This window comes from Micromonospora echinofusca (assembly GCF_017614955.1).
GTDB classification, from domain to species: Bacteria; Actinomycetota; Actinomycetes; order Mycobacteriales; family Micromonosporaceae; genus Micromonospora; species Micromonospora echinofusca_A.
This window is the reverse complement of the sequence record NZ_WVUH01000074.1, coordinates 1-23,678: the sequence shown is the minus strand read 5'-3', so window position 1 is coordinate 23,678 and position 23,678 is coordinate 1. Positions and strand designations below refer to the sequence as shown.

Below are 23,678 nucleotides of genomic sequence, written 5' to 3'. Positions count from 1 at the left end.
GGAGACGGATCTCGGGAACCGGTCTGATGGAAACCGCCCCGGTCACCCGTCACGCTGTGCTACGGCGTACCGGGCACCACCGGCGCACCACCGCACCAAGTGAGGAGAAGGATGTCCGACGGGCAGCGAAGCCCCGCCACCGGGAACGGTCAGATCGTGGTTTCCGGGTTGACGAAGCAGTACCGCAACGTCCGGGCTGTCAACGATCTGTCGTTCACCGTCGAACCGGGACGGGTGACCGGCTTCCTCGGCCCGAACGGCGCCGGTAAGACCACCACCCTGCGGATGCTGCTGAACCTGGTCACCCCCACCTCGGGTACGGCCACCATCAGCGGGTACCGGTACGCCGACCTGCCCGCGCCGAGCCGGCACGTGGGCGCGGTACTGGAGGCGTCCAGCGCGCACAAGGGCCGGACCGGGCTCAACCACCTGCGGGTGATCGCTGCCGCCGCCGGCCTGCCGGCGCAGCGGGCCGACGAGGTGCTCGCCCTGGTCGGGCTGACCCCGGCGGCGAAGCGCAAGTTCAAGGGCTACTCGCTGGGTATGAAGCAGCGGCTGGGTATCGCCGCCGCGATGCTCGGCGACCCGCAGGTGCTCATCCTGGACGAGCCGGCGAACGGCCTCGACCCGGAGGGCATCCGCTGGATGCGCGGCTTCCTCAAGTCGCTCGCCACCGAGGGTCGTACCGTGCTGGTCTCCAGCCACCTGCTCTCCGAGATGCAGCTGCTCGCCGACGACGTGGTGATCATCGCGGCCGGGCAGCTGGTCCGGCAGGGGCCGGTCGAGCAGGTGATCGGCTCGATGGCCGAGAGCGGCCGGGTCCGGGTGCGTACCCCGCAGACCGACGAACTGACCAAGGCGCTGACCGAGTTGTCCGCCACGGTGCAGCCGGACGGGCCCGACGGGCTCCTGGTCACCGGGGTGGACGCCGCAGCGGTGGGACGTGCCGCGCTCGCCGCCCGGGTGGAGCTGCACGAGCTGACCACCGAACGCCCCGACCTCGAAGGGGTCTTCCTCGAACTGACGGCCGGAAAGGCGGGCATCCGATGAACCTCGTCCGTGCCGAACTGCTCAAGATCCGCACCACCAACACCTGGTGGCTCTTCGGCCTCGGTGCCGTGCTGATGACCGCCCTGGCCTTCCTGGTCAACATGCTCACCGCCAACACCATGCTCGACGGCGGCATCGGGGACCTGGAGGGGATCAACCCGGAGCAGGCGGAGCAGATCCGGGCCCAGGCCGACGTGGCGTACCAGGCGGCGAACCTCTACACCTCGGGGCAGTTCTTCGGGCTGCTCTTCGTGATGCTGCTGGGCATCATCGTGGTGACGAACGAGTACTACCACCAGACCGCGACCACCACCTTCCTCACCACCCCGCAGCGCACCCGGGTGGTGGTCGCGAAGCTGATCGCGGCCACCGGGATCGGTGCGGCCTTCTGGCTGGTCACCACCGTGCTGACCATCCCCGCGACGGCGCTCTACCTGGCCAGCAAGGACCTGGGCAGCCAGCTCGGCGACGGCGGGGTGATCCGGGCGATCCTGCTCAACCTGCTGGCGTACCTGCTCTGGGGGATCTTCGGGGTCGGGTTCGGGGTGCTGATCCGCAGCCAGATCGGTGCGACGGTGACCGCCGTGGTGCTCTACCTGGTCGGCACGACGGCCGCGAGCATCATCTTCACCGTCCTCCAGCAGTGGCTGGGCTGGGACTGGATCGACAACCTCCAGGTCGTCGTGCCGTCGATCGCGTCCACGTTGATGATCAGCGGCACCGAACTGCCCGGCAGCCCACCGCAGTGGGTCGGCGCGGCGGTCCTGATCGCGTACGCCGTGGTGACCGGCACGGTCGGCACGATCATCATGCGGCGGCGGGACATCTCCTGACCGTCGATCAGCCGGTCGGCGGCGGCTCCGCAGGCTGTGGAGTCGCCGCCGACGGCGGGGTACCGCCCGGAGCGGGCGGTCCGGCCCGACGCAGCGGTTCGGGTTTTTCTGTCGCCTTCTGTGAAACATGACACGGGGCGGAGGTGGAAATGCTCCGCCCCGGCACACGGCGTAGCCTTGGACCGTCTTCTGTCAAAGCCCCTACGGGCCGCAGCGGACCCCGCGTGACACACAAACCCGCGTGAAAGAGGCGATTACCGGCCGTGTCGACCCAGCAGACTTCGCAGGAGAACCCACTGGCGGGTTTCGGCCCGAACGAGTGGATCGTCGAGGAGATGTACCAGCGTTACCTCGCCGATCCCACCAGCGTCGATTCGGCCTGGCACGACTTCTTCGCCGACTACCGGCCGGCACCGGGGGGCGGGGCGAACGGCGGCGCGGCGAAGGCCGCTGCGGCCACCGCCGACGTGAAGCCGAAGCCGACCGCCGAGCCGGCACCGGCCGCCGCGACGGCACCGCCGAAGCCCGCCCCGCAGACCGCCGCCGCTCCGGTGCGGGAGAAGCCGGCCCCGGTGCAGGAGAAGCCGGCCGCCCCGGCCAAGGCGGCGCCCGCCCCGGCTCCGCAGGCCGCTGCGGCGAAGCCGGCCCCCGCCAAGGCGGCGCCCGCCAAGCCGACCGCCGGTGGCACGCAGAACGTGCCGCTGCGCGGGGTGGCTGCCAAGATCGTGCAGAACATGGACGCGTCGCTGGCCGTACCGACCGCCACGAGCGTCCGCGCCGTCCCGGCCAAGCTGCTGGTCGACAACCGGATCGTGATCAACAACCACCTGGCCCGGGGCCGCGGTGGCAAGGTCAGCTTCACCCACCTGATCGGGTACGCGATGGTCCGGGCGCTCGCCGAGCACCCGGAGATGAACAACTCCTACGCCGAGGCCGACGGCAAGCCGGTGATGGTCCGGCCGGAGCACGTCAACCTCGGTATCGCCATCGACCTGACCAAGCCGGACGGCTCCCGCAACCTCGTGGTGCCGTCGATCAAGGCCTGCGAGCAGATGGACTTCCGGCAGTTCTGGCAGGCGTACGAGGACGTCGTCCGGCGCGCCCGCCGCAACGAGCTGACCATGGAGGACTACGGCGGCACGACGATCTCGCTGACCAACCCGGGCGGGATCGGCACGGTGCACTCGATTCCGCGTCTGATGCAGGGGCAGAGCGCGATCATCGGCGTCGGCGCCATGGAGTACCCGGCGCCGTACCAGGGCATGTCCGAGGCCACCCTGGCCGAGCTGGCGGTCAGCAAGATCATCACGCTGACCAGCACGTACGACCACCGGATCATCCAGGGCGCCCAGTCCGGCGAGTTCCTCAAGGTCATGCACGAGCTGCTGCTCGGTGAGCACGGCTTCTACGACCAGATCTTCACCGCGCTACGCATCCCGTACGAGCCGGTGCGCTGGATGCGCGACGTCGCGGTCAACTCCGAGGGTCAGATCAACAAGACCGCCCGGGTGCACGAGCTGATCCACGCGTACCGGGTGCGCGGCCACCTGATGGCCGACACCGATCCGCTGGAGTTCAAGATCCGCAAGCACCCGGACCTGGACGTGCTCCAGCACGGGCTGACCCTGTGGGACCTGGACCGGGTCTTCCCGGTCAACGGTTTCGCCGGCAAGCAGCGGAAGAAGCTGCGGGACATCCTCGGCGTGCTGCGGGACACCTACTGCCGCCGGGTCGGCATCGAGTACATGCACATCCAGGACCCGGAGGAGCGTCGCTGGATCCAGGAGCGGATCGAGCGCAAGTACGAGAAGCCGACCGCCGACGAGCAGAAGCACGTGCTCAACCGGCTCAACGCGGCCGAGGCGTTCGAGACCTTCCTGCAGACCAAGTACGTCGGTCAGAAGCGTTTCTCGCTGGAGGGCGGCGAGTCGCTGATCCCGCTGCTCGGTGAGGTGCTGGAGGCGTCCGCCGAGAGCGGGCTGGACGAGGTCGTCATCGGCATGGCCCACCGGGGCCGGCTGAACGTGCTGGCCAACATCGTCGGCAAGCCGTACGAGAAGATCTTCTCCGAGTTCGAGGGGCACCTGGACCCGCGCTCCACCCAGGGCTCCGGCGACGTGAAGTACCACCTCGGCCAGAACGGCAAGTTCAGCACGCCGGACGGCGAGCACTCGGTCAAGGTCTCGGTGGTGGCGAACCCGTCCCACCTGGAGGCGGTCGACCCGGTGCTGGAGGGCATCGTCCGGGCCAAGCAGGACCGGATCGACCTGAAGCTGGAGGGCTACACCGTCCTGCCGCTGGCGGTGCACGGGGACGCGGCCTTCGCCGGCCAGGGCGTGGTGGCCGAGACGCTCAACCTCTCCCAGCTGCGCGGGTACCGCACCGGCGGCACCGTGCACGTGGTGGTCAACAACCAGGTCGGTTTCACCACCGCCCCGGAGTACTCCCGGTCCAGCCTCTACAGCACCGACGTGGCGCGGATGATCCAGGCGCCGATCTTCCACGTCAACGGGGACGACCCCGAGGCCGTGGTCCGGGTCGCCCGGCTCGCCTTCGAGTACCGCCAGGCGTTCAACAAGGACGTCGTCATCGACATGGTCTGCTACCGGCGGCGCGGCCACAACGAGGGTGACGACCCGTCGATGTCGAACCCCCAGATGTACAAGATCATCGACTCGAAGCGTTCGGTGCGCAAGCTCTACACCGAGGAGCTGATCGGGCGCGGGGACATCACCGTGGAGGACGCGGAGGAGCTGCTGCGCGACTACCAGGCGCAGCTGGAGCGGGTCTTCAAGGCCACCCGGGACGCCGCCACCACGCCCAGCGTGCCGGCCCGCCCCCGCCGTCAGGAGGAGCCCGAGCCGCAGGTCGACACGGCGGTGGACGCCGCCGCGGTCCGGGCGGTCGGCGAGGCGCACGTGGCCCTGCCGGCGGGCTTCACCCCGCACAAGCGCATCCAGCAACTGCTCGACCGGCGGGCCAAGATGGCCGTCGAGGGCGGGATCGACTGGGGCTTCGGCGAGATCATCGCCTTCGGCACGCTGCTCCAGGACGGGGTCACCGTCCGGCTCGCCGGTCAGGACTCCCGACGGGGCACCTTCGTGCAGCGGCACGCGGCGATCGTCGACTCGGTCACCGGCGACGACTACATCCCGCTGAAGTCGCTGACCGCCGACGGCGAGCGGTCCCGGTTCTTCGTGCACGACTCGCTGCTCAGCGAGTACGCCGCGATGGGCTTCGAGTACGGCTACTCGGTGGAGAACCCGGAGGCGCTGGTCTGCTGGGAGGCCCAGTTCGGCGACTTCGTCAACGGCGCCCAGTCGGTGATCGACGAGTTCATCTCCTCCGGTGAGGTCAAGTGGGGGCAGCGCTCGTCGGTGACCCTGCTGCTGCCGCACGGACACGAGGGGCAGGGTCCGGACCACACTTCGGGCCGGCCGGAACGCTTCCTCCAGCTCTGCGCCGAGGACAACATGCGGGTGGCCATCCCCAGCACCCCGGCGAACTACTTCCACCTGCTGCGCCGCCAGGCCCTGTCGCCGAAGCGCAAGCCGCTGGTCGTCTTCACCCCGAAGTCCCTGCTGCGGCACAAGCTCTGCGTGTCCAGCGTGGAGGAGTTCACCAACGGCCGGTTCCAGCCGGTGCTGGCCGACTCGGCCAACCCGGCCCCGGAGGCGGTGAAGCGGGTGTTGCTCTGCTCGGGCAAGATCTACTACGACCTGCTCCAGGCCCGTAACGAGCGCGGCATCACCGACACCGCGATCCTCCGGGTCGAGCAGCTCTACCCGATGCCGGTCGAGGAGATCCGGGCCGCGCTGGCCGGGTACCCGAACGCCGAGGACTTCGCCTGGGTGCAGGAGGAGCCGGCCAACCAGGGCGCCTGGTCGTTCGTCGCGCTCAACCTGCTGGAGCACCTGGACGGGGTACGGCTGCGCCGTATCTCCCGTCCGGCGGCGGCCGCCCCGGCGGTCGGTTCGGCGAAGATGCACGACGTGGAGCAGACCGCGCTGATCGAGGCGGCGCTCCCCCGGCCCTGATGCCGTGAGCTGAGTCGGCAGGGCAGGCCCACCGGGGCCTGCCCTGCCGCGTCGTGAGGAGGGAACCACATGTACTTCACCGATCGTGGGATCGAGGAACTGGTCGACCGGCGGGGTGAGGAGAGCGTCACCCTGGAGTGGCTCGGCGAGCGGCTGCGCGACTTCGTCGACCTGAACCCGGAGTTCGAGACGCCGATCGAGCGCTTCGCCACCTGGCTGGCCCGGCTGGACGACGAGGACGAGGACTGAGTAGCGGATCCACCCTGCCCGGCCCGGGACCGGCCGGTCCCGGGCCGAAGGACCCGGGCGGCCGGCTGCGCGATCTTGTAGGTTGAAGCCGTGGCACGCAGTGTCTACCTCACCAGCGTCGGGCACGGCGGCGGCAAGTCGACGGTCGCGCTCGGCCTCGCCGAACTGCTGTCCCGGCAGGTCGAGCGGATCGGCGCGTTCCGCCCCCTGACCGCCGGGTCCGGGCCGGACCCGATCCTCGCCCTGCTGCACGACCGGTACCGGATCGACCTGCCCTACGACGACCTGCACGGGGTCAGCTACGCCGAGGCGACCGCCCTGGTCGCCGACGGCCGACGCGAGGAACTGATCTCCCGCATCGTCGAGCGGTACCGGGCGGTGGAGCGACGCTGCCCGGCGATGGTGGTGGTCGGCAGCGACTTCGACGACACCGCCGACCCCGGCAACCCCCGGGAGCTGGCCTTCAACGCCCGGCTCGCCACCGAGTTCGGCAGCGTGGTGGTACCCGTCATCGACGGCTTCGGCCAGGACGCGGAGACGGTCGCCGCGGCGGCCCGGGGCGCGTACCACGATCTGGCGGACCTGGGCGCGACGGTGCTGGCGGTGGTCGCCAACCGGGTCCCCGGGCCGATGACGCTGCCGGACCTGCCCGTCCCGGCGTACGCCATCGAGGAGGTGCCGACCGTGTCGGCGCCGACGGTGGCCGAGGTGGCGGCGGCGCTCGGCGCCACCCTGCTGGCCGGGGACGAGCACGCCCTCGGCCGTGACGTGCTCGACTACGTCGTGGGGGCGGCGCACGTGCCGACCCTGCTCGACCATCTCACCGAGGGGTCCCTGGTGATCACCCCCGGGGACCGGGCCGACCTGCTGGTCGCCGCGAGCGCCGCGCACGTCGCCGGGCAGGTCGCCGTCGCCGGGGTGGTGCTCACCCTCGGCGAGCAGCCCGACCCGAGGGCGATGCGGCTGGTGGCCGGGCTGAACACCGGTTTCGCGGTGCTCTCGGTGACCAGCGACAGCTACGACACGGTGGCCGCGTCCAGCCGGATCGAGGGGCGGCCCAGCGCGGCCAACCCGCGCAAGGTGGAGGCGGCGCTCGGCGCCTTCGAGTCGGCGGTGGACACCGTCGACCTGGCCCGGCGGTTGCGGGTCAGCCGCTCCGAGCGGGTCACCCCGCTGATGTTCGAGAACGACCTGATCGACCGGGCCCGCGCCCAGCGCCGGCACCTGGTGCTGCCGGAGGGGACCGACGACCGGATCCTGCGGGCCACCGAGATCCTGCTCCGCCGGGGCGTCGCCGACCTGACCCTGCTCGGGCGCCCGGACGACATCACCCGGCGGACCCGGGAACTGGGCATCGACATCAGCGGCGCCGAGCTGGTCGACCCGGCGACCAGCGAATGGCGGGAGGAGTTCGCCGACAGCTACGCGGCGCTGCGGGCCCACCGGGGGATCAACCGGGAGTACGCCCACGACGTGGTGGCCCAGCCGAACTACTTCGGCACCCTGATGGTGCACACCGGGCGGGCACACGGGATGGTCTCCGGGGCGAACCACACCACCGCGGCCACCATCCGGCCCGCCTTCGAGATCATCCGGACCGTACCGGGGGTCTCGGTCGCCTCCAGCGTCTTCTTCATGCTCCTCGCCGACCGGGTACTCGTCTACGGCGACTGTGCGGTCAACCCCGACCCGGACGCGGCGCAGCTCGCCGACATCGCCATCTCCTCGGCGGACACCACGGCCCGGTTCGGCATCGAGCCCCGGGTGGCGATGCTGTCCTACTCGACCGGCAACTCGGGCGCCGGTGCCGACGTGGAGAAGGTCGCCGCCGCCACGAAACTGGTCCGGGAACGCCGGCCGGACCTGCTGGTCGAGGGGCCGATCCAGTACGACGCGGCGATCGACCCGACGGTGGCGGCCACCAAGCTGCCGGACAGCCAGGTCGCCGGGCGGGCGACGGTCTTCATCTTCCCGGACCTGAACACCGGCAACAACACGTACAAGGCGGTGCAGCGCTCGGCCGGCGCGGTCGCGGTGGGTCCGGTGATGCAGGGTCTGCGCCGGCCGGTCAACGACCTGTCCCGGGGCGCGACGGTGGCCGACATCGTCAACACGGTCGCGATCACCGCGATCCAGGCGGCAGCGGTGGAGGACTGACGTGGGCGGGCGCAGCGGGAACGACGACGTGGCCGACCGGGTGCTGGTGCTGAACTGCGGGTCGTCGTCGGTCAAGTACCGGCTCTACGCCGGGTCGGAGGTGGTCGACGGCGGGACGGTGGAACGGATCGGCGAACCGGGCGGCGGGCCGGCCGACCACGAGGCGGCGGTCCGGGGCATCCTCGGTTCGCTGGAGCTGACCGGGCTGGTCGCCGTCGGACACCGGGTGGTGCACGGCGGGGTCCGGTTCGCCGAGCCCACCCTGATCGACGACGCGGTGCTCGACGCGGTCACCGGCCTGGTGCCGCTCGCCCCGTTGCACAACCCGGCCAACCTGGCCGGCATCCGGGTCACCCGGGAGTTGCTGCCCGACGTCCCCCAGGTGGCGGTCTTCGACACCGCGTTCCACCGCACCCTGCCGGAGGAGGCGGCCACCTACGCGATCGAGCTGGCCACCGCCGAGCGGTACGGCATCCGGCGGTACGGCTTCCACGGCACCTCGCACGCGTACGTCTCGCGCCGTACGGCGGAGTTGCTCGGGCGGCGGTACGACGAGCTGAACACGATCACCCTGCACCTGGGGAACGGGGCCAGCGCGTGTGCCGTCGAGGGTGGCCGGAGTGTCGCCACCTCGATGGGGATGTCCCCGCTGGAGGGGCTGGTGATGGGTACCCGCAGCGGTGACCTGGACCCGACGATCATCTTCCACCTGCGGCGGGAGGGCGGGTTGGCGGTCGACGAGATCGACGATCTGCTCAACCACCGCAGCGGGCTACGCGGGTTGACCGGGGTCAACGACATGCGCGAGGTGCTGCACCGCCGGTCGGCCGGGGACCCGGCGGCGGGTCTGGCCTTCGACGTCTACTGCCGCCGGATCAAGGGGTACGTCGGGGCGTACCACGCGCTGCTCGGCCGGCTGGACGCGATCACCTTCACCGGCGGGGTGGGCGAGCACGCGGCACCGGTCCGCGCGGCGGCGCTGGACGGGCTGGCCGGCTGGGGGGTACACGTCGACCCGGAGCGCAACGCGGGCAGCGGGGACCGGGTCGTCTCCCCGGAGGACGGCGCGGTGGCGGTCTGCGTGGTGCACACCGACGAGGAGTTGGAGATCGCCCAGCAGACCCGGACGGCGGTCACCGCCGCCTGAGTCGCCTCCCGCGCCTGAGCGGTGCTCAGGCTGAGTAGTTGCTCAGCCGAGCAGGAACCAGGCGACCAGGAGGACCACCAGCAGCGCCACGACCGCGCCGACGATCATGGGCAGCTTCGACGGCCCGCCCGCCGGGGCCTGCGGATCGTTGGCGAAGGCCCGGAACGCCTCGGTGTCACCGCTCGGGTCCACGTACTTGTCCGACATGGCGATCAGGGTAGCGAAGCCGGCGTCCCGTCGGTGTCCCGTGCGCCGCTGGTCAGCGGCGGCCGGGCGGAGTGGACGACCAAATCAGCCCGGCCGGCGGACGTACCCGCCCGGTCGGCTGGACCGGGCGGCCCCCCGCCCGCCCTACCGTCGAGGCGTGGACGGTCGACGGCTGGTGACCGGCGTGGTCGTCGGGCTGCTGTCGGTCGTCCTCGGCGCGTGGGGGCCGACGGCAGCCGTGGCCCCGGAGGGTACGGCGGGGGCGTCGGCGGTCACCGCCGCCCCGGCCGGGTCCCCCGACGGTCGGCCGGTCACCGTCAGCACCGCCGACCACCCGGTCGGGGTACGCACCCTCGACGTCCCGGTCCACCGGCACCGGCTCGCCGTCACGGTCTGGTACCCGGCCCGGCACGACGGCCCCGGCGCCCCGGTCGCCCCGGGCCGCTTCCCGGTCGTGCTGTACAGCCACGGTCTGCACAGCCTGCCGGTGCACCACACCGCTCTGACCAGCCGCTGGGCGGCGGCCGGGTTCGTGGTGGTCGCGCCGACCTACCCGCGTACCAGCCAGACAGCGGCCGGGTTCACCCGCGCGGACGTCCGGCACCAGCCGGGGTACGCCTGGCAGGTGCTGCGTCACCTGCGCCGGCTCGACCCGGCGGACCCGCTGGCCGGGCACCTCGACCCGCGCCGGGTGGCCGCCGCAGGGCACTCGGCGGGCGGGTTCACCACCTCGGGCATGTTCACCGTGGGGCATCCCGCCTGGCTGCGGGCCGGCATCGTGATCGCCGGTGGCGGGCTGCCCGGCAGTTACGCGGGACCGGCGGCGCATCTGCTCTTCGTGCACGGTGACGCCGACCCGGTCGTGCCGGTGGCGGTGGGTCGGGCGGCCTTCGCGCGGGCCCGGTGGCCCCGGGCGTTCCTCACCGTCACCGGCCAGGGGCACGGCGAGTACCTCGCCCCGGGGCGGCCCGGGTTCGACCAGGTGGTCGCGGTCACCACGGACTTCCTCCGCTGGCGGCTGCGCGACGACCGGGCCGCCCGGGACCGGATCCCCGGTACCGCGTACCGGCCGGGGGTCAGTGGGTTCGTCCGGCACTGGTGAGCGGACCGCCGGGGCCGGTCGGCGCCTCCGGCCGGCGCGGCACAATCGGTGACATGCGCCGACGCCGTACCCCCGCTCTGCTCGCCGCCGCCCTGCTCACGGTGGCCCTCGCCGGCTGCTCCGACGACGGCGCCCGGTGGCGGGACGACGGCCCGTCGGCCCCGGCCGCGTCCGCGCCGGCCGGGGGTCCCCGACCGTCCGCGTCGCCGGTACCCGCCGGCTCCGCGCCGGCCGAGCCGTTCGCGGTCGGGGTACGCGAGCTGAAGCTGACCCGGGACGGTGACCGCGCGCTGCCGGTGACGATCTGGTACCCGGCGACCGGTTCACCCGGCGGTGACCCCCGACGCGGCCGGCCGGCGGCCCGGGGCCGGTTCCCGGTGGTGGTGTTCAGTCACGGGCTGACCGCCCGGCCGGCGGACTACGCGGCGCTGCTGGGCCGGTGGGCGGCGGCCGGGTTCGTGGTCGCCGCGCCCACCTTCCCGGGGACGAGCCGGGGTGCGGCCCGCTACGACGTCCTGGACGTGCTGAACCAGCCGGCGGACGTGTCGTTCGTGCTGACCCGGGTGCTCGCGCTGGACGGTCGGGCGGGTGACCCGTTGCGGGGCCGGCTGGCCACCGACCGGGTGGCGGCCACCGGTCACTCGGCGGGCGGGGTGACCACGGTGGGGCTGTTCACCGTCGAGCGGGACGACCGGTTGGATGCCGGGATCGTGCTCGCCGGCAGTGCGCTCGGGGTCGGTACCGCGTTCGCCGGTACCGACGCGCCGCAGCTTTTCGTACACGGCGAGCGCGACGAGGTGGTCTCCTACTCGGCCGGGCGGGCCGCGTACGAGGCGGTACCGTGGCCCAAGGCGATGCTCAGCCTGCCCGACGGTGACCACGGGCGCGCGCTGCTGCGCGGCGACGACCGGTCGTTCGCCGTGGTGGCGGACACCACGGTCGAGTTCCTGCGCTGGTCCCTGTACGGCGACGCGGCGGCGAAGCGGCGACTGCCGGCCGACGCCGCCCGGGGCGGTCTGGCCACCCTCGACGACCAACTGTGAGCCGGGAGGGGCCGGGAGCGTCCTCCCTACCCCTCCCGGCGGTCCACCGCCCTGCCGCCGCCCTGCCACCGCCGGGCGTCCCGCTGCCGGGCGTCCCGCTGCCACGCGCCCGGAGTGGGCGTCCTGGCCGGTCAGTGCACCACGGGCAGCCGGGTGTCGAGCCAGACGTTGCTGTCGGAGTCCCACGACAGGCCGTCCTGGTTCGGCCGGGCGATGATCCCGAAGCGGTAGTCGCGGCCGAAGACGTTGTCCCGGAAGACGATCCGCTCGCCGTTGAGGTCGTCGCGGACGCCGAGCGAGTAGTTGCCGCCGTTGCAGTAGTTCCGTTCGAAGGTGAGGTCCGCCACCAGGGGGGCGGTGGTGGAACCGATCATGAGGCAGGCGTTGAACGGGTCCCGGGTGTCCGGGTTGTACGCGTCCAGCCGGTTGCCCCGGACCAGGATGTCGGTCGCCCCCGTGGTCTGGAGGGTGTCGTTGTGCGAGCCGTCCTGCCGGGTCAGGTGGTGGATCCAGGAGTCCTCGACGACCGTGCGGTCGCCCAGCCGGGGGCCGTCGATGACGTCGTGGACGTCCACCCGGCGCAGTGTGTAGTCGCCGCAGCAGACCGCCGCCGAGTTGCGCCCCTGACCGTCGATCTCGACGTCCTCCACGAGCAGGTTCTCCGCGCCGATGGTGCGTACCGAGTACCGGTCGGCGCAGGTGATCCGGGACTTGCGGATCACCACGTTCCGGGCGGTCACCGTCACGCAGCCGACGATGTCCAGACCGGTGACCACCTGGCCGTCCTGGTCGAGGGTGAGGGAGCCGCTGCGGCGCAGGGACGTGCCGGCCGGGACCCCGGTGCTGTCCGGCCCGGGGTACCCGTCGGGGGTGCCGTCCGGCCCGGTGACGGGGTCGTCCCCGACGGACACGGCCGTACCGTTCCAGGTGGAGTCGACAATTGTCGCGGGAAGCGCGGACGAATGCATGAAACCGTTTCGACAGCCGGTGATGTCCACCTGGCGGGCGGCATAACCACCGAACACGATTCCATTTGTCTTGGTCGCTGTGCAGTAGATTTTGCTGCGTTCGATTGTGGTGCCGGTGTAGCCGTCGAAGACGCGTACCGCGTGACTTCCGCCGTAGCGGACGGTGGTGTCCCTGATGGTGACGTTGTTGGCCCGGACGTGGATGTAGCCCGCCACCTGCTGACCCTCGATCACGGTACCGTCCCTGGTCACGACCAGTGAACCCGTGTCGTCGGCAGATGCCCTGCCGGTACCGACGTACCCGGCGGTGATCGCCACGGCACCGACCACGAGCCCTGCCACACAGCGCCGGAGAACCGCACCGACGGGACGGTTACTGGCTGCCGATGAACTCACGATCAAACCCCTCCAACCTGCGTACCGCCCTTCAGACGGGCGGATCGGCACGACTGTAACGGGATTTCCGGAGCACACCGGGAGCCTTGCCGCGCATTGCGGCAGCGACGGATCCGGCAACCTTAAGCAGTTATGAAGTGCATATGTGGGTGGGCTTAGGGAATGGTTTCGCCCTGCCTTTCCGGGCACCTTCCGATCGGACCGGCCGGCCCGGCGCCGGGGAAAAGTCCGGATTTTCACGATGCGTACGCGGCGTGTCCGGACCGTCGCCCACCGCCACCGCCAACGGGCCGCCGGCTTCGCCCACCGCCACCGCCACCGCCACCGCCAACGCCACCGGCGACGGCGACAGCGACAGCGACAGCGACGGCGACGGCGACAGCGACGGTCGCCACCTTCGACCACCGCCGTTGGCGGCGGGCCGACGGCTTCGCGCACCGCCGCCGGCTGCCGCCTTCGCTCAGGCCGTGTGGTCCAGCACCACCTTGCCGAACACCTCGCCGGAGTGCAGCCGCGCGAACGCCTGCGCCACCTCGCTGAACGGGTACACCGCGTCCACCACCGGCCGGACCTTCCGCTCCGCGCAGAACGCCATCAGGTCGCGGAGTTCGTCCGGGGTGCCCATCGAGGTACCGAGGATCTCCAACTGCATCGCGAAGACCCGCCGCAGGTTGACCTTCGGCTCGTGCCCGGCGGTCGCGCCGGACACCACGATCCGGGCCATCGGCGCCGCCGACTTCAACGAGTGGTCGAAGGTCGCCGCTCCGACCGTCTCGATCACCACGTCGACCCGCTCGGGCAGCCGGGCGCCGGGTTCCAGCGCGGTGGCGCCGAGCGCGGCGATCCGCTCCCGCTTGGCGGCGTCCCGGCTGGTCGCGTAGACCCGCTTGCCGGACGCGACCGCCAGCACCACGGCGGCGGTCGCCACGCCCCCGCCGGCGCCCTGCACGAGCACCGCGTCGGCGGAGTCCAGCCGGCCCTTGGTGGTCAGCATCCGCCACGCGGTGAGCCACGCCGTGGGCAGGCACGCCGCGTCCGTGAAGCTGAGGTCCGCCGGCTTGGGCACCAGGTTCTCCCGGGGTACGGCGACCCGCTCGGCGAAGGTGCCGGGAAAGTGCTCGGAGAGGATGGAGATCCCCCGGGGGTCGCCCGGGTCGGCGATCAGCGGGTAGACCACCACCTCGTTGCCGTCCGGGTCGATACCGGCCGCGTCGCAGCCGAGGATCATCGGCAGCCGGTCCCCGGCGAGTCCCACCCCGCGCAGCGACCAGAGGTCGTGGTGGTTGAGCGAACTGGACCGGACCTGCACCGTCACCCAGTCGTCCGCCGGGTGGACCGGCTCGGGCCGCTCCCCCACGGTCAGCGCGGCGAGCGGGTTGTCGGCGTCGAAGGCGGAGGCATAGGCGGCACGCATGATCCGCACGTTAGCAACGTGCGGGGCGGTTAAGAAGGGCCCCTTCCTCTACCGGAAGCGTTAAGAAGGGGCCCTTCCTTGCACCTCAGCGGCGGGCGACGCCGTCGCGACGGGCCGCCTCGGCGACCGCCTCGGCGACCGCCGGGGCTACCCGGGGGTCCAGCGCCGAGGGGACGATCGCGTCCGGGGTCAGCGAGTCGGCCACCACGGCGGCGATCGCGTCGGCGGCGGCCACCTTCATCGCGTCGGTGATCCGGGTGGCGCGGGCGTCCAGGGCGCCCCGGAAGATCCCGGGGAAGGCCAGCACGTTGTTGATCTGGTTGGGGAAGTCGCTGCGTCCGGTGGCGATCACCGCGACGTGCCGCGCGGCCACCTCGGGGTGCACCTCGGGGGTCGGGTTGGCCAGGGCGAAGACGATGCCGCCGGGGGCCATCCCGGCGACCGCCTCCTCGGGGATCTGCCCGCCGGAAACCCCGATGAGCACGTCCGCGTCGCGCAGCGCCACGGTGATGTCGCCGGTCCGCCCGGCGGCGTTGGTGGTGGCGGCCAACTCCGCCTTGGCCCCGGTCAGGCCGGTCCGGTCGGGGCCGAGGATGCCGCGCGAGTCGCAGATGACCATGTCGCCCGGGTTGACCCCGCCGGCCACCAGCATCCGGGTCACCGCCACCCCGGCGGCGCCGGCCCCGCTGACCACCACCCGCAGGTCGCCGAGCTTGCGGTTGAGCAGCGCGGCGGCGTTGCGCAGGGCGGCCAGTACGACGATCGCGGTGCCGTGCTGGTCGTCGTGGAAGATCGGGATGGGCAGGGCCTCGTCCAGTCGGCGCTCGACCTCGAAGCAGCGCGGCGCGCTGATGTCCTCCAGGTTGATGCCGCCGAACGAGGGGGCGAGCGCGGTGACCACCGCGACGATCTCGTCCACGTCCTGGGTGTCCAGGCAGATGGGCACCGCGTCGACGTCGGCGAACTGCTTGAACAGGGCGGCCTTGCCCTCCATGACCGGCATGGCGGCCCGGGGGCCGATGTTGCCGAGGCCGAGTACGGCGGAGCCGTCGGTCACCACGGCGACCGTGTGACCTACCCAGGTGTAGTCGTCCACCAGGGCCGGGTCGGCGGCGATCGCCTCGCAGACCCGGGCCACGCCGGGGGTGTACGCCAGGGAGAGATCCTCCCGGCTGGCCAGTGGGACGGTCGAGGCGACGGCGAGCTTGCCGCCGGTGTGCAGACGGAAAACGGGATCAGCAGGATCCACAGTGGACGCAGACATCGGTGACTCCAGGGTCTGTCGAGCAGCTGGAACGGCCGGCTCGACACCCGGTCGGCGCTGAGCGGGCACAGCGGTGCGGGGGTCACCCGGGCACCTGCCGAGCATAGTTCCGAGGGTTGGTCGCGGATGTGAGCAGGGTCATACTCGGGGGTAACGGAATCGCCACCTGGGCCGGGGCCAGTAGCGGACCACCACCCGGCCCTGCACGTCGAGCACCCCGTAGGCCCGGGAGTCGTCGGTGACCAGCCCGTTGTCCCCCTGCACCCACCAGCCCCCGTCGGTGGCGCGGAGCGCCCGTTTGACCACGAGCAGACCGGGCCGGCTGCGGAAGACCCCGACCACGACGTCACCGGGCCGGACCGCCCGCCCGCCCCGCCGGACCAGGACCGCGTCGCCGTGCCGCAGCGTCGGTGCCATGGAGGGGCCCGTCACCAGTACGGCGTACAGGGCGGACGGCATCGAGTTCGGCCTCCGGACCGTAGGGCGGGTGGTGCAGGAGTAATGTCGGCTTGGATCATCGCAAACTTTCCTTGGAGGGTCCTGATGCGACTTCCCCGCATCCTTTCGCCACGCGTCGTTGCCAGCGCCCACTGCGACCTGCCGTGCGGTGTCTACGACCCGGCCCAGGCCCGGATCGAGGCCGAGTCGGTCAAGGCGATCTGTGAGAAGTACCAGGCCAACACCGACCCCGAGTTCCGTACCCGGGCGCTGATCATCAAGGAGCAGCGGGCCGAGCTGGTGAAGCACCACCTCTGGGTGCTGTGGACGGACTACTTCAAGCCGGCGCACTTCGAGAAGTACCCGCACCTGCACCAGCTCTTCAACGAGGCGACCAAGCTGGCCGGGGCCAGCGGCGCCAAGGGCTCGGCGGACCCGGCCAAGGCCGACGAGCTGCTCCAGAAGATCGACGAGATCGCGAAGATCTTCCGGGAGACCAAGCAGGCGTGACCCCTGCGGTCGACGCACCGACGATCCGGCCGGCACGGGTGACCGACGTGCCGGCCATCGTCGCCATGGTGCACGAGTTGGCCGAGTACGAACAGGCCCCGGACGAGTGTCACCTGACCGGGGAGCAACTGCACGCCGCGCTCTTCGGCCCGGCGCCCGCGCTCTTCGGTCACGTCGCGGTGGACGCCACGGACACCCCGGTCGGCTTCGCGCTGTGGTTCCTCAACTTCTCCACCTGGGCCGGCGTGCACGGCATCCACCTGGAGGATCTCTACGTCCGCCCGGCGGCCCGGGGCACCGGCGCCGGCCGGCAACTGCTCGCCACCCTCGCCGCGATCTGCGTCGAGCGGGGCTACCAGCGGCTGGAGTGGTGGATGATCCACTGGAACCCGGCGGCCGAGTTCTACCGGGCCGTCGGGGCGGTCCAGATGACCGAGTGGGTGCCGTACCGGCTCAGCGGGGCGGCCCTGCGGGCGCTGGCCGGACGCGCCGGGGACGGCGACCGGCCCGCCGGGCGTCCGAGAGGGTAGAGTCCCCGTCCAGGGGGATGAGGCGTGACTCAACTGACCGGCCAGTCGACGATCGATGACGACGTCGTGCTGCTGACCGTACCCGCGGACGGCGGCTACCTCGGCGTGCTGCGTACCGCGACCGCCGGGCTCGCCGCCCGGCTGCACTTCGCCCTCGACGAGATCGAGGATCTGCGGATCGCGGTGGACGAGGCGTGCGCGATGCTGCTCGCCGTCGCCACCCGGGACGCCGAGCTGGACTGCCGCTTCGCGGTCACCGAGGACGCGCTGACCGTCGAGGTGACGGTGCCGACCGTGGCCGGCGCCCGGCTGCCCGCCGAGTCGTCGTTCGCCTGGAAGGTGCTGACCGCGCTGACCACCTCCGCGACGGCCGGCATGGCCGGCGGCCGGGCCACCATCGGGCTGCTCACCCGGCGCGGCACCGGCCGCTGACCGGGTCGCCCGGCGGCCGACGTGTCGATCGGGTCAAAGGACAGGACGTCGTCGCCCGACAGCCACCGGTGCCGGCGAATCTGACCCGGTCCGTCCGACGGATCAGTCGAATCCGAGTGCCCGGTTGGTAGGGCTGCTCACCAGCAGACCCACCACCAGCAGCCCGAGCAGGGCCAGCGGCACGCCGAGCCAGCCCAGCCCGCCCTGCACCATGTAGTAGCCGACCGGGAGCAGCATCAGCTCCAGCACGATCGCCGGTGCCCGGGCGCCGGCCCGACGGCGGGCCAGGGCGCTGCCCAGGGCCCACAGGGCGACCGCGCCGCCGATGGCGAAGGCCGTGATCAGCAGAGCCGAGAGCAGGTCCACCGCGGTAGCCGTGAGGTCCTCGTAGACCAGGAACGCGGCGACCAGTCCGAGGCCGACCGATTCGGCGCGGAGCAGCCGGACCGCCCAGCGCAACGGCGGCGGGACCGGGTCGGAGTCGATCGTCACGGGCGCCACGATACCCGGGGTCACGCACGGTACAGTGCCGCCCATGCGGGCCGTCCTGGTGGTCAATCCCAAAGCCACCACCACCAGTGAGCGCAGCCGGGATGTCCTCGTCCGGGCGCTGCGCAGCGAAGTCGATCTCACCGTCCGCTACACGCGGCGCCGGGGACACGCGACCGACCTGGCCCGGGAGGCGGCCGATGAGGGCGTGGACCTGGTGGTCACCCTCGGTGGTGACGGCACGGTCAACGAGGTGGTCAACGGCCTGCTCACCGCCCAGCCGGCGACCGTGGACCCGGCCCGGCCGTCCGCCGAGCGGCTGCCGGCGCTGGCAACCGTCCCCGGTGGCTCCACCAACGTCTTCGCCCGTGCCCTGGGGCTGCCCCGGGAGTGGCCGGAGGGGACGAGCATGATCCTGGAGGCGCTCCGGCTGGGGCGGTCCCGGACCATCGGGCTCGGCCGGGCCGACGACCGCTACTTCACCTTCTGCGCCGGCTTCGGACTGGACGCCGCCGTCGTGCACCGGGTGGAGAGCGCCCGACGGAAGGGCCGGGTCTCCACTCCGGCGCTGTACCTGCGGTCCGCGGTCAGCCACTACTTCGTGGGCAGTGACCGACGGCACCCGGCGATCCGGCTGGAGCGGCCCGGTGCGCCGGCCGAGAGTGAGCTGGCGACCGTGATCGTGCAGAACACCGCCCCGTGGACCTACCTGGGTGAGCGTGAGGTCAATCCCAATCCGGAGGCTTCCTTCGACCTGGGGCTGGACGTGATGGCGTTGCGCCAACTGCGGGTGGCCAGTACGGCCCGGACCGCTGCCCAGATCCTCTCCCGGCGCCCCGATCCGCACGGCCGGCACGTGTTCCGGCTCCACGATCTGGACGAGTTCGTCCTGGTTTCGTCCCGTCCGCAACCCTTCCAGCTGGACGGGGACTACCTCGGGGAGCGGGAGAAGGTGCGTTTCACCTCCGTACCGGCCGCACTGCGAGTAATCTGCTGACCCTCGGGTACTGCCTGGGTGTCGCCCCCGATCCGGCAGCGAAGGGCAGGTGCCGGAAATGCCAGCATTGTCGCACGGACTGTACTATATTGATTCTTGGCTGTCGCATGACGGGTGCCAGCACGCTGTGGAACCCGGACAAAAGGGTCGTGAGCTTGCTCACCCGTTCGGAGTTTTTCTGAGCGCCACTCTTGACATTGGGAAAGTTCGTGAAAGTATTCACAAGCGAACTTGAGTTACCGGGACATTGCTTGGATATGCTTACTACGCCAAGCGGTTCCCAGTAGGCCCCTGGGCCCAACAGCCTGCTCACGCGCTGCCGAATTGATGGACGCGAACCGTCACCATCGGCGCCGCGGATGCATATAGGAAAAAGATCTAGCAACAAGCGACAACTGCCACCCACCAGATTGAGGAGTGTTGCCGCCATGGACTGGCGTCACCATGCTGTCTGCCGCGACGAGGACCCGGAGCTGTTCTTCCCGATCGGGACGTCTGGCCCCGCGCTTCTGCAGGTCGAGCAGGCCAAGGCCGTCTGCCGGCGCTGCTCCGTGACCGAAGAGTGCCTCAAGTGGGCCCTCGAATCCGGTCAGGACGCTGGCGTCTGGGGCGGGATGAGCGAGGAGGAACGGCGCGCCGTGAAGCGTCGTGGTGGCCTCCGGGTGCTGCGCGCTCACTCCGCCTGATCCATCCGCACCGAAGCATCAACGCCCCGGCGGTCTTCCCCCGCCGGGGCGTTCTGCATCTACCGCGACTGAACGATCAGTCAGCCACTCGGGTAAGACCTGAATGGCCTCACTCACATCTCCTGAATGACCGTCACCAAGCGCTGCGATCGTCGTTACTAAACGAATAAGCGGTGGCGATCGGTTCACCGATGAGACCGGGGCCACTTCTCACCGTGCGATCGCGATCACTTTCCGATAAGTAGGGTCGGCTCGCATTCGGTAGATGATCACCGTCGTTATCGACAGTCATCATCCGATCACGGATCCCACCCGACTCAGGATCAACTCCACCAACTCCGGAGCGTCACCGAGCGGTGCCGCCACGGCCACCGCGCCCGCATCCCGCGCAGCGGCGGCAGCGACGTCGTAGAGCCGTCCGGGGGCGAGGAAGTAGGCCGCCGCCGCCACCCTGCGGGCGCCGGCCGCCCGGAGCCCCTCCACCGCCACATCGGCGGTGGGGGACGCTGCCGAGGCGTACGCGGCGACGCAGGGCACCCCGAGCGACGCCCCGAGCACCGCTGCGGCCCGTTCCACGGTCAGCCGGGCGGCGGCGTCCCGGGTACCGGCCGCCGCCAGCACCACCCCGTCGAAACCGTCCGGCGCCGACTCGGTCAGCCGACGGCGCAGACCGGCCAGGAGCGCACCGTGCACCGGGTCGCACCCGGTCGACTGCCCGGCCACCCGGGCCGGGGACCCGGGAACCGGGCCGACCGGCGGTGCGTCCACCGGGCCGACCGGCGCTCCACCCGACGGGCCTACCGGCGGCCCGTCCGTCGGGCCGGGTTCGGGCCCGAGGACCCGGGTGACCCGGACCGGCATCCGCAGACCCGCCGAGCGGGCCTGTGCCACGGCCGCCGGGACGTCCACCCGGCCGTGGTAGGCCGCCGTCAGCAGCAGGGGCACCAGGAAGGCGACGGGGTGCCCGTCGGCCTCCAGCTCCCCCAGTACGACGTCCGGCGCCGGGCTGGTGTGGTCCAGGTAGCTCTCCCGGACCGCGAGGTCGGGAACGGCCGTCCGGACCGCCCGGACCAGTGCCCGGGTGGACGCGGCGGCGCGCGGGTCCCGGCTGCCGTGGGCGACCAGGACCACCGCGCCGCCCGGCCCGGGGGTCAGAGGTGCAGCCCGCACTCGGTCTTCTCGAACATCGCCCACCGGCCGGCCCGGGCGTCCTCCCCGGCCTTCGTCCGGCGGGTGCACGGCCAGCACCCGATGGAGCTGTAGCCCTGCCGGAACAGGTCGTTGACCGGCACCTTCCACCGGTGGATGTACGCGTCGACCTCCCGCTGGGTCCACGCCGCGATCGGGTTGACCTTGACCTTGCCGCGCCGCGCGTCGAACGCCACCACCGGGGTGTTGGCCCGGGTCGGCGACTCGTCCCGACGCAGTCCCGTGGCCCAGGCGTCGTACCCGTCGAGGGCCCGCTCCAACGGCTCGACCTTGCGGAGCTGGCAGCAGTTGTCCGGGGACTTGTTGAACAGCCGGGGGCCGTACTCGCCGTCCTGCTGCCCCACCGTCATCCGGGGTCGGACGGACCGGACGGTGACCGGCAGGGTACGCGCCACCTCGTCGCGTACCCGCAGCGTCTCCGGGAAGTGCAGGCCGGTGTCGAGGAAGACCACGTCCACCCCGGGAGCCACCCGCGAGGCCAGATGGGCCACCACCGCGTCGGCCATCGAACTGGTCACGCAGAACCGGTCACCGAACGTCTCGGCCGCCCAGCGGGCGATCTCCACCGCCGGCGCGCCCTCCAGCTCCCGCCCGGCTGCCTCGGCCAGGGCGCGCAGTTCGTCGGCCGACCGCCGGGCCGGGTCGGTACCGGGGGCGGCACCGAGCGAGACCAGACCGAGCCCCACTGCGGAAACCGGACTCATGACCGGGTCACCCCCCGCGCGAGCAGGCCGGTGAACTTCACCGTGAAGACCCGCGCGCAGGCGTGGCACTCCCAGGCGCCGTGCGACTGCTCGTTCGGGCGCAGGTCCTCCTCGCCACAGTACGGGCAGTAGAGCGGCGCGGCTCTGTTCTCGCTCATCGCGTCACCTCGCTCATCGCAACTCTTCCTCGTCGGCCCGGTGGACCCACTGGGCGAACGTCTCGCCCTCGGTCCGACCGGCCAGGTAGTGCCGGGCCAGTCGTTCGACGTACCCGGGAAGCTCGTCCGCGGTGGTCTTCAGGCCGCGCAGCTTGCGGCCGAAACCCGCGTTCTGGCCCTGCGCCATGCCCAGGCCGCCGCCCAGGTGGACCTGGAAGCCCTCCACCTGGCGCCCGTCCGGGCCGACGACCAGTTGCCCCTTGAGACCGATGTCGGCGGTCTGGGTACGGGCGCAGGCGTTCGGGCAGCCGTTGATGTGGATGGAGATGTCCGCGTCGAACCCGCGCAGCTGCTCCTCCAGCCGGGCCACCACCTCCTCGCCCCGCGCCTTGGTCTCGACGATGGCGAGCTTGCAGTACTCGATGCCGGTGCAGGCCATGGTGCCGCGCCGCCAGGCCGACGGGAACGCCTCCAGCCCGATGCCGCGCAGGGCGCCGACCAGCGAGTCGGTCCGGTCCGCCGGCACGTCCAGCACCAGCAGCTTCTGGTACGGGGTGAGCGCGACCCGGCCACTGCCGTGCGCCTCGACGACGTCGGCGAGCTGGGCGAGCTGCGTACCGGAGACCCGGCCCACCACCGGGGCGGCGCCGACGTAGTACCGGCCGTCCCGCTGGGCGTGTACCCCGATGTGGTCGACCGGCTTCTCCGGCAGCGCCGGCGGTGGCCCGTCCAGCAGGGCCCGACCCAGGTACTCCTTCTCCAGCACCTCGCGGAACTTCGCCACGCCCCAGTCGGCGACCAGGAACTTCAGCCGGGCCCGGTGCCGCAGCCGACGGTAGCCGTAGTCCCGGAAGATCCCGACCACGCCGGCCCAGACGTCCGGTACCTCGGCCAGTGGCACCCAGACCCCGAGCCGCTGGGCGAGCATCGGGTTGGTCGACAGTCCGCCACCGACCCAGAGGTCGAAGCCGGGGCCGTGGTCGGGGTGCTCCACGCCCAGGAACGAGATGTCGTTGACCTCGTACGGGGTGTCGACCAGCCAGGAGATCGACGTCTTGAACTTGCGGGGCAGGTTGGAGAACTCCGGGTTGCCCACGTACCGCCGGACGATCTCGTCGATGGCCGGGGTCGGGTCGACCACCTCCCCCTCGGCGACCCCGGCGACCGGGCTGCCGAGCACGATCCGGGGGCAGTCACCGCACGCCTCGGTGGTCTGCAGGCCGACCGACTCCAGCCGGCGCCAGATCTCCGGCATGTCCTCGACCCGGATCCAGTGGTACTGGATGTTCTGCCGGTCGGTGATGTCGGCGGTGTCCCGCGCGTAGCGCTGCGAGATGTCCGCGACCACCCGCAACTGGGCCAGGGTGAGCTGTCCGCCGTCGATGCGGACCCGGAGCATGAAGTACTCGTCCTCCAGCTCGTGCGGCTCCAGCACGGCGGTCCGCCCACCGTCGATGCCGGCCTTGCGCTGGGTGTAGAGGCCCCACCAGCGGAACCGGCCCCGCAGGTCGGAGGGGTCGATCGAGGCGAAGCCCCCGTGCGCGTAGATGTTCTCGATCCGGGCCCGGACGTTGAGCGGGTTGTCGTCCTTCTTGTTGCGTTCGTTCGGATTGAGCGGCTCCCGGTGGCCCAGCGCCCACTGCCCCTCACCACGCGGG

At 71.7% G+C, this 23,678-nt stretch carries 23 protein-coding genes; 13 read left to right on the top strand and 10 right to left on the bottom strand.

Annotated features, from left to right (window positions below; all coding sequences use genetic code 11):
- Positions 1 to 111: 111 nt before the first annotated feature.
- From GSF22_RS11420 to GSF22_RS11395, 6 genes are all read left to right on the top strand, one after another.
- Positions 112 to 1,050: an ABC transporter ATP-binding protein gene (locus GSF22_RS11420; protein WP_208813500.1), complete on the top strand. Its 939-nt coding sequence runs from the start codon at positions 112 to 114 to the stop codon at positions 1,048 to 1,050.
- Positions 1,047 to 1,883, top strand: coding sequence for an ABC transporter permease subunit (locus tag GSF22_RS11415; RefSeq protein WP_208813499.1), 837 nt, complete (start codon positions 1,047 to 1,049; stop codon positions 1,881 to 1,883). Before GSF22_RS11420 ends, GSF22_RS11415 begins: the two co-directional genes overlap by 4 nt.
- Positions 1,884 to 2,146: 263 nt before the next feature.
- Positions 2,147 to 5,920, top strand: coding sequence for a multifunctional oxoglutarate decarboxylase/oxoglutarate dehydrogenase thiamine pyrophosphate-binding subunit/dihydrolipoyllysine-residue succinyltransferase subunit (locus GSF22_RS11410; protein ID WP_208813498.1), 3,774 nt, complete (start codon positions 2,147 to 2,149; stop codon positions 5,918 to 5,920).
- 69 nt (positions 5,921 to 5,989) lie between these two features.
- Positions 5,990 to 6,169 (top strand): DUF6104 family protein, encoded by a 180-nt coding sequence (locus GSF22_RS11405; RefSeq protein WP_208813497.1) that lies wholly within the window; start codon positions 5,990 to 5,992, stop codon positions 6,167 to 6,169.
- 90 nt (positions 6,170 to 6,259) lie between these two features.
- Complete coding sequence (pta, locus tag GSF22_RS11400) at positions 6,260 to 8,326, top strand: phosphate acetyltransferase (RefSeq protein ID WP_208813496.1); 2,067 nt, start codon at positions 6,260 to 6,262, stop codon at positions 8,324 to 8,326.
- A gap of 28 nt (positions 8,327 to 8,354) precedes the next feature.
- Positions 8,355 to 9,473 carry an acetate/propionate family kinase gene (locus GSF22_RS11395; protein ID WP_208813502.1) on the top strand — a complete coding sequence of 373 codons (1,119 nt, stop codon included), beginning with the start codon at positions 8,355 to 8,357 and terminating at the stop codon, positions 9,471 to 9,473.
- A gap of 42 nt (positions 9,474 to 9,515) precedes the next feature.
- On the opposite strand, the gene GSF22_RS11390 is transcribed toward GSF22_RS11395, so the two are convergent.
- On the bottom strand, positions 9,516 to 9,680 hold the full coding sequence (locus GSF22_RS11390) for a hypothetical protein (RefSeq protein WP_208813495.1): 165 nt from the start codon (positions 9,678 to 9,680) through the stop codon (positions 9,516 to 9,518).
- 157 nt (positions 9,681 to 9,837) lie between these two features.
- Between GSF22_RS11390 and GSF22_RS11385 the strand changes: the two genes are divergently transcribed.
- Positions 9,838 to 10,782 (top strand): alpha/beta hydrolase family protein, encoded by a 945-nt coding sequence (locus GSF22_RS11385; protein ID WP_307803918.1) that lies wholly within the window; start codon positions 9,838 to 9,840, stop codon positions 10,780 to 10,782.
- 53 nt (positions 10,783 to 10,835) lie between these two features.
- Complete coding sequence (locus GSF22_RS11380; RefSeq protein WP_208813493.1) at positions 10,836 to 11,825, top strand: alpha/beta hydrolase family protein; 990 nt, start codon at positions 10,836 to 10,838, stop codon at positions 11,823 to 11,825.
- A 131-nt stretch (positions 11,826 to 11,956) separates the two neighbouring features.
- Here the strand turns inward: GSF22_RS11380 and GSF22_RS11375 are convergent, their stop codons facing one another.
- The 4 genes from GSF22_RS11375 to GSF22_RS11360 all read right to left on the bottom strand — a co-directional run bounded on the left by GSF22_RS11375 (position 11,957) and on the right by GSF22_RS11360 (position 16,326).
- Positions 11,957 to 13,045 (bottom strand): hypothetical protein, encoded by a 1,089-nt coding sequence (locus tag GSF22_RS11375; protein WP_208813492.1) that lies wholly within the window; start codon positions 13,043 to 13,045, stop codon positions 11,957 to 11,959.
- A 604-nt stretch (positions 13,046 to 13,649) separates the two neighbouring features.
- Positions 13,650 to 14,612 (bottom strand): zinc-binding dehydrogenase, encoded by a 963-nt coding sequence (locus tag GSF22_RS11370; RefSeq protein WP_208813491.1) that lies wholly within the window; start codon positions 14,610 to 14,612, stop codon positions 13,650 to 13,652.
- Between the two features lie 76 nt (positions 14,613 to 14,688).
- Entirely contained in the window at positions 14,689 to 15,867 is a 1,179-nt protein-coding gene (locus tag GSF22_RS11365; RefSeq protein WP_208813490.1) for an NAD(P)-dependent malic enzyme, read from the bottom strand.
- A gap of 138 nt (positions 15,868 to 16,005) precedes the next feature.
- Positions 16,006 to 16,326 (bottom strand): S24/S26 family peptidase, encoded by a 321-nt coding sequence (locus GSF22_RS11360; protein ID WP_208813489.1) that lies wholly within the window; start codon positions 16,324 to 16,326, stop codon positions 16,006 to 16,008.
- A gap of 84 nt (positions 16,327 to 16,410) precedes the next feature.
- On the opposite strand from GSF22_RS11360, the gene sodN reads away from it, so the two are divergent.
- The 3 genes from sodN to GSF22_RS11345 are packed head-to-tail and all read left to right on the top strand — an operon-like array spanning position 16,411 to position 17,777.
- Positions 16,411 to 16,815, top strand: coding sequence for a superoxide dismutase, Ni (gene sodN, locus GSF22_RS11355; RefSeq protein WP_208813488.1), 405 nt, complete (start codon positions 16,411 to 16,413; stop codon positions 16,813 to 16,815).
- Positions 16,812 to 17,345, top strand: coding sequence for an N-acetyltransferase family protein (locus GSF22_RS11350; protein ID WP_439957760.1), 534 nt, complete (start codon positions 16,812 to 16,814; stop codon positions 17,343 to 17,345). The genes sodN and GSF22_RS11350 overlap by 4 nt, the downstream gene beginning before the upstream one ends.
- A gap of 24 nt (positions 17,346 to 17,369) precedes the next feature.
- Positions 17,370 to 17,777, top strand: a complete 408-nt coding sequence (locus tag GSF22_RS11345) for an ATP-binding protein (protein ID WP_208813487.1) — start codon at positions 17,370 to 17,372, stop codon at positions 17,775 to 17,777.
- Positions 17,778 to 17,879: 102 nt separating this feature from the next.
- Here the strand turns inward: GSF22_RS11345 and GSF22_RS11340 are convergent, their stop codons facing one another.
- On the bottom strand, positions 17,880 to 18,269 hold the full coding sequence (locus GSF22_RS11340; protein WP_208813486.1) for a hypothetical protein: 390 nt from the start codon (positions 18,267 to 18,269) through the stop codon (positions 17,880 to 17,882).
- A 43-nt stretch (positions 18,270 to 18,312) separates the two neighbouring features.
- Between GSF22_RS11340 and GSF22_RS11335 the strand changes: the two genes are divergently transcribed.
- Together GSF22_RS11335 and GSF22_RS11330 are read left to right on the top strand one after the other, a co-directional pair.
- Positions 18,313 to 19,263 (top strand): diacylglycerol/lipid kinase family protein, encoded by a 951-nt coding sequence (locus GSF22_RS11335; RefSeq protein ID WP_208813485.1) that lies wholly within the window; start codon positions 18,313 to 18,315, stop codon positions 19,261 to 19,263.
- A gap of 428 nt (positions 19,264 to 19,691) precedes the next feature.
- A complete protein-coding gene (locus GSF22_RS11330) occupies positions 19,692 to 19,949 on the top strand; it encodes a WhiB family transcriptional regulator (RefSeq protein WP_208813484.1) in 258 nt (85 codons plus the stop codon).
- Positions 19,950 to 20,240: 291 nt separating this feature from the next.
- Here the strand turns inward: GSF22_RS11330 and GSF22_RS11325 are convergent, their stop codons facing one another.
- The 4 genes from GSF22_RS11325 to GSF22_RS11310 all read right to left on the bottom strand — a co-directional run.
- Positions 20,241 to 21,119, bottom strand: coding sequence for a sirohydrochlorin chelatase (locus GSF22_RS11325; RefSeq protein ID WP_208813483.1), 879 nt, complete (start codon positions 21,117 to 21,119; stop codon positions 20,241 to 20,243).
- Positions 21,101 to 21,862, bottom strand: coding sequence for a phosphoadenylyl-sulfate reductase (locus GSF22_RS11320; protein ID WP_208813482.1), 762 nt, complete (start codon positions 21,860 to 21,862; stop codon positions 21,101 to 21,103). Before GSF22_RS11320 ends, GSF22_RS11325 begins: the two co-directional genes overlap by 19 nt.
- The gene (locus GSF22_RS11315; protein WP_208813481.1) at positions 21,859 to 22,020 is read right to left on the bottom strand and encodes a hypothetical protein; all 162 of its coding nucleotides are present in this window, start codon (positions 22,018 to 22,020) and stop codon (positions 21,859 to 21,861) included. The genes GSF22_RS11320 and GSF22_RS11315 overlap by 4 nt, the downstream gene beginning before the upstream one ends.
- A 13-nt stretch (positions 22,021 to 22,033) precedes the next feature.
- A partial coding sequence (locus GSF22_RS11310; protein ID WP_208813480.1) for a nitrite/sulfite reductase occupies positions 22,034 to 23,678 on the bottom strand: 1,645 nt, incomplete at its 5' end.

Excerpts from the sequence above, each read along its gene's own strand:
- GSF22_RS11315 (WP_208813481.1), bottom strand. The coding sequence starts at position 22,020 with ATGAGCGAGAACAGAGCCGCGCCGCTCTACTGCCCGTACTGTGGCGAG.
- GSF22_RS11405 (WP_208813497.1), top strand. The coding sequence starts at position 5,990 with ATGTACTTCACCGATCGTGGGATCGAGGAACTGGTCGACCGGCGGGGT.
- GSF22_RS11380 (WP_208813493.1), top strand. The coding sequence starts at position 10,836 with ATGCGCCGACGCCGTACCCCCGCTCTGCTCGCCGCCGCCCTGCTCACG.
- GSF22_RS11320 (WP_208813482.1), bottom strand. The coding sequence starts at position 21,862 with ATGAGTCCGGTTTCCGCAGTGGGGCTCGGTCTGGTCTCGCTCGGTGCC.
- GSF22_RS11415 (WP_208813499.1), top strand. The coding sequence starts at position 1,047 with ATGAACCTCGTCCGTGCCGAACTGCTCAAGATCCGCACCACCAACACC.
- GSF22_RS11360 (WP_208813489.1), bottom strand. The coding sequence starts at position 16,326 with ATGCCGTCCGCCCTGTACGCCGTACTGGTGACGGGCCCCTCCATGGCA.
- GSF22_RS11390 (WP_208813495.1), bottom strand. The coding sequence starts at position 9,680 with ATGTCGGACAAGTACGTGGACCCGAGCGGTGACACCGAGGCGTTCCGG.
- GSF22_RS11420 (WP_208813500.1), top strand. The coding sequence starts at position 112 with ATGTCCGACGGGCAGCGAAGCCCCGCCACCGGGAACGGTCAGATCGTG.
- GSF22_RS11330 (WP_208813484.1), top strand. The coding sequence starts at position 19,692 with ATGGACTGGCGTCACCATGCTGTCTGCCGCGACGAGGACCCGGAGCTG.
- sodN (WP_208813488.1), top strand. The coding sequence starts at position 16,411 with ATGCGACTTCCCCGCATCCTTTCGCCACGCGTCGTTGCCAGCGCCCAC.
- GSF22_RS11335 (WP_208813485.1), top strand. The coding sequence starts at position 18,313 with ATGCGGGCCGTCCTGGTGGTCAATCCCAAAGCCACCACCACCAGTGAG.
- GSF22_RS11365 (WP_208813490.1), bottom strand. The coding sequence starts at position 15,867 with ATGTCTGCGTCCACTGTGGATCCTGCTGATCCCGTTTTCCGTCTGCAC.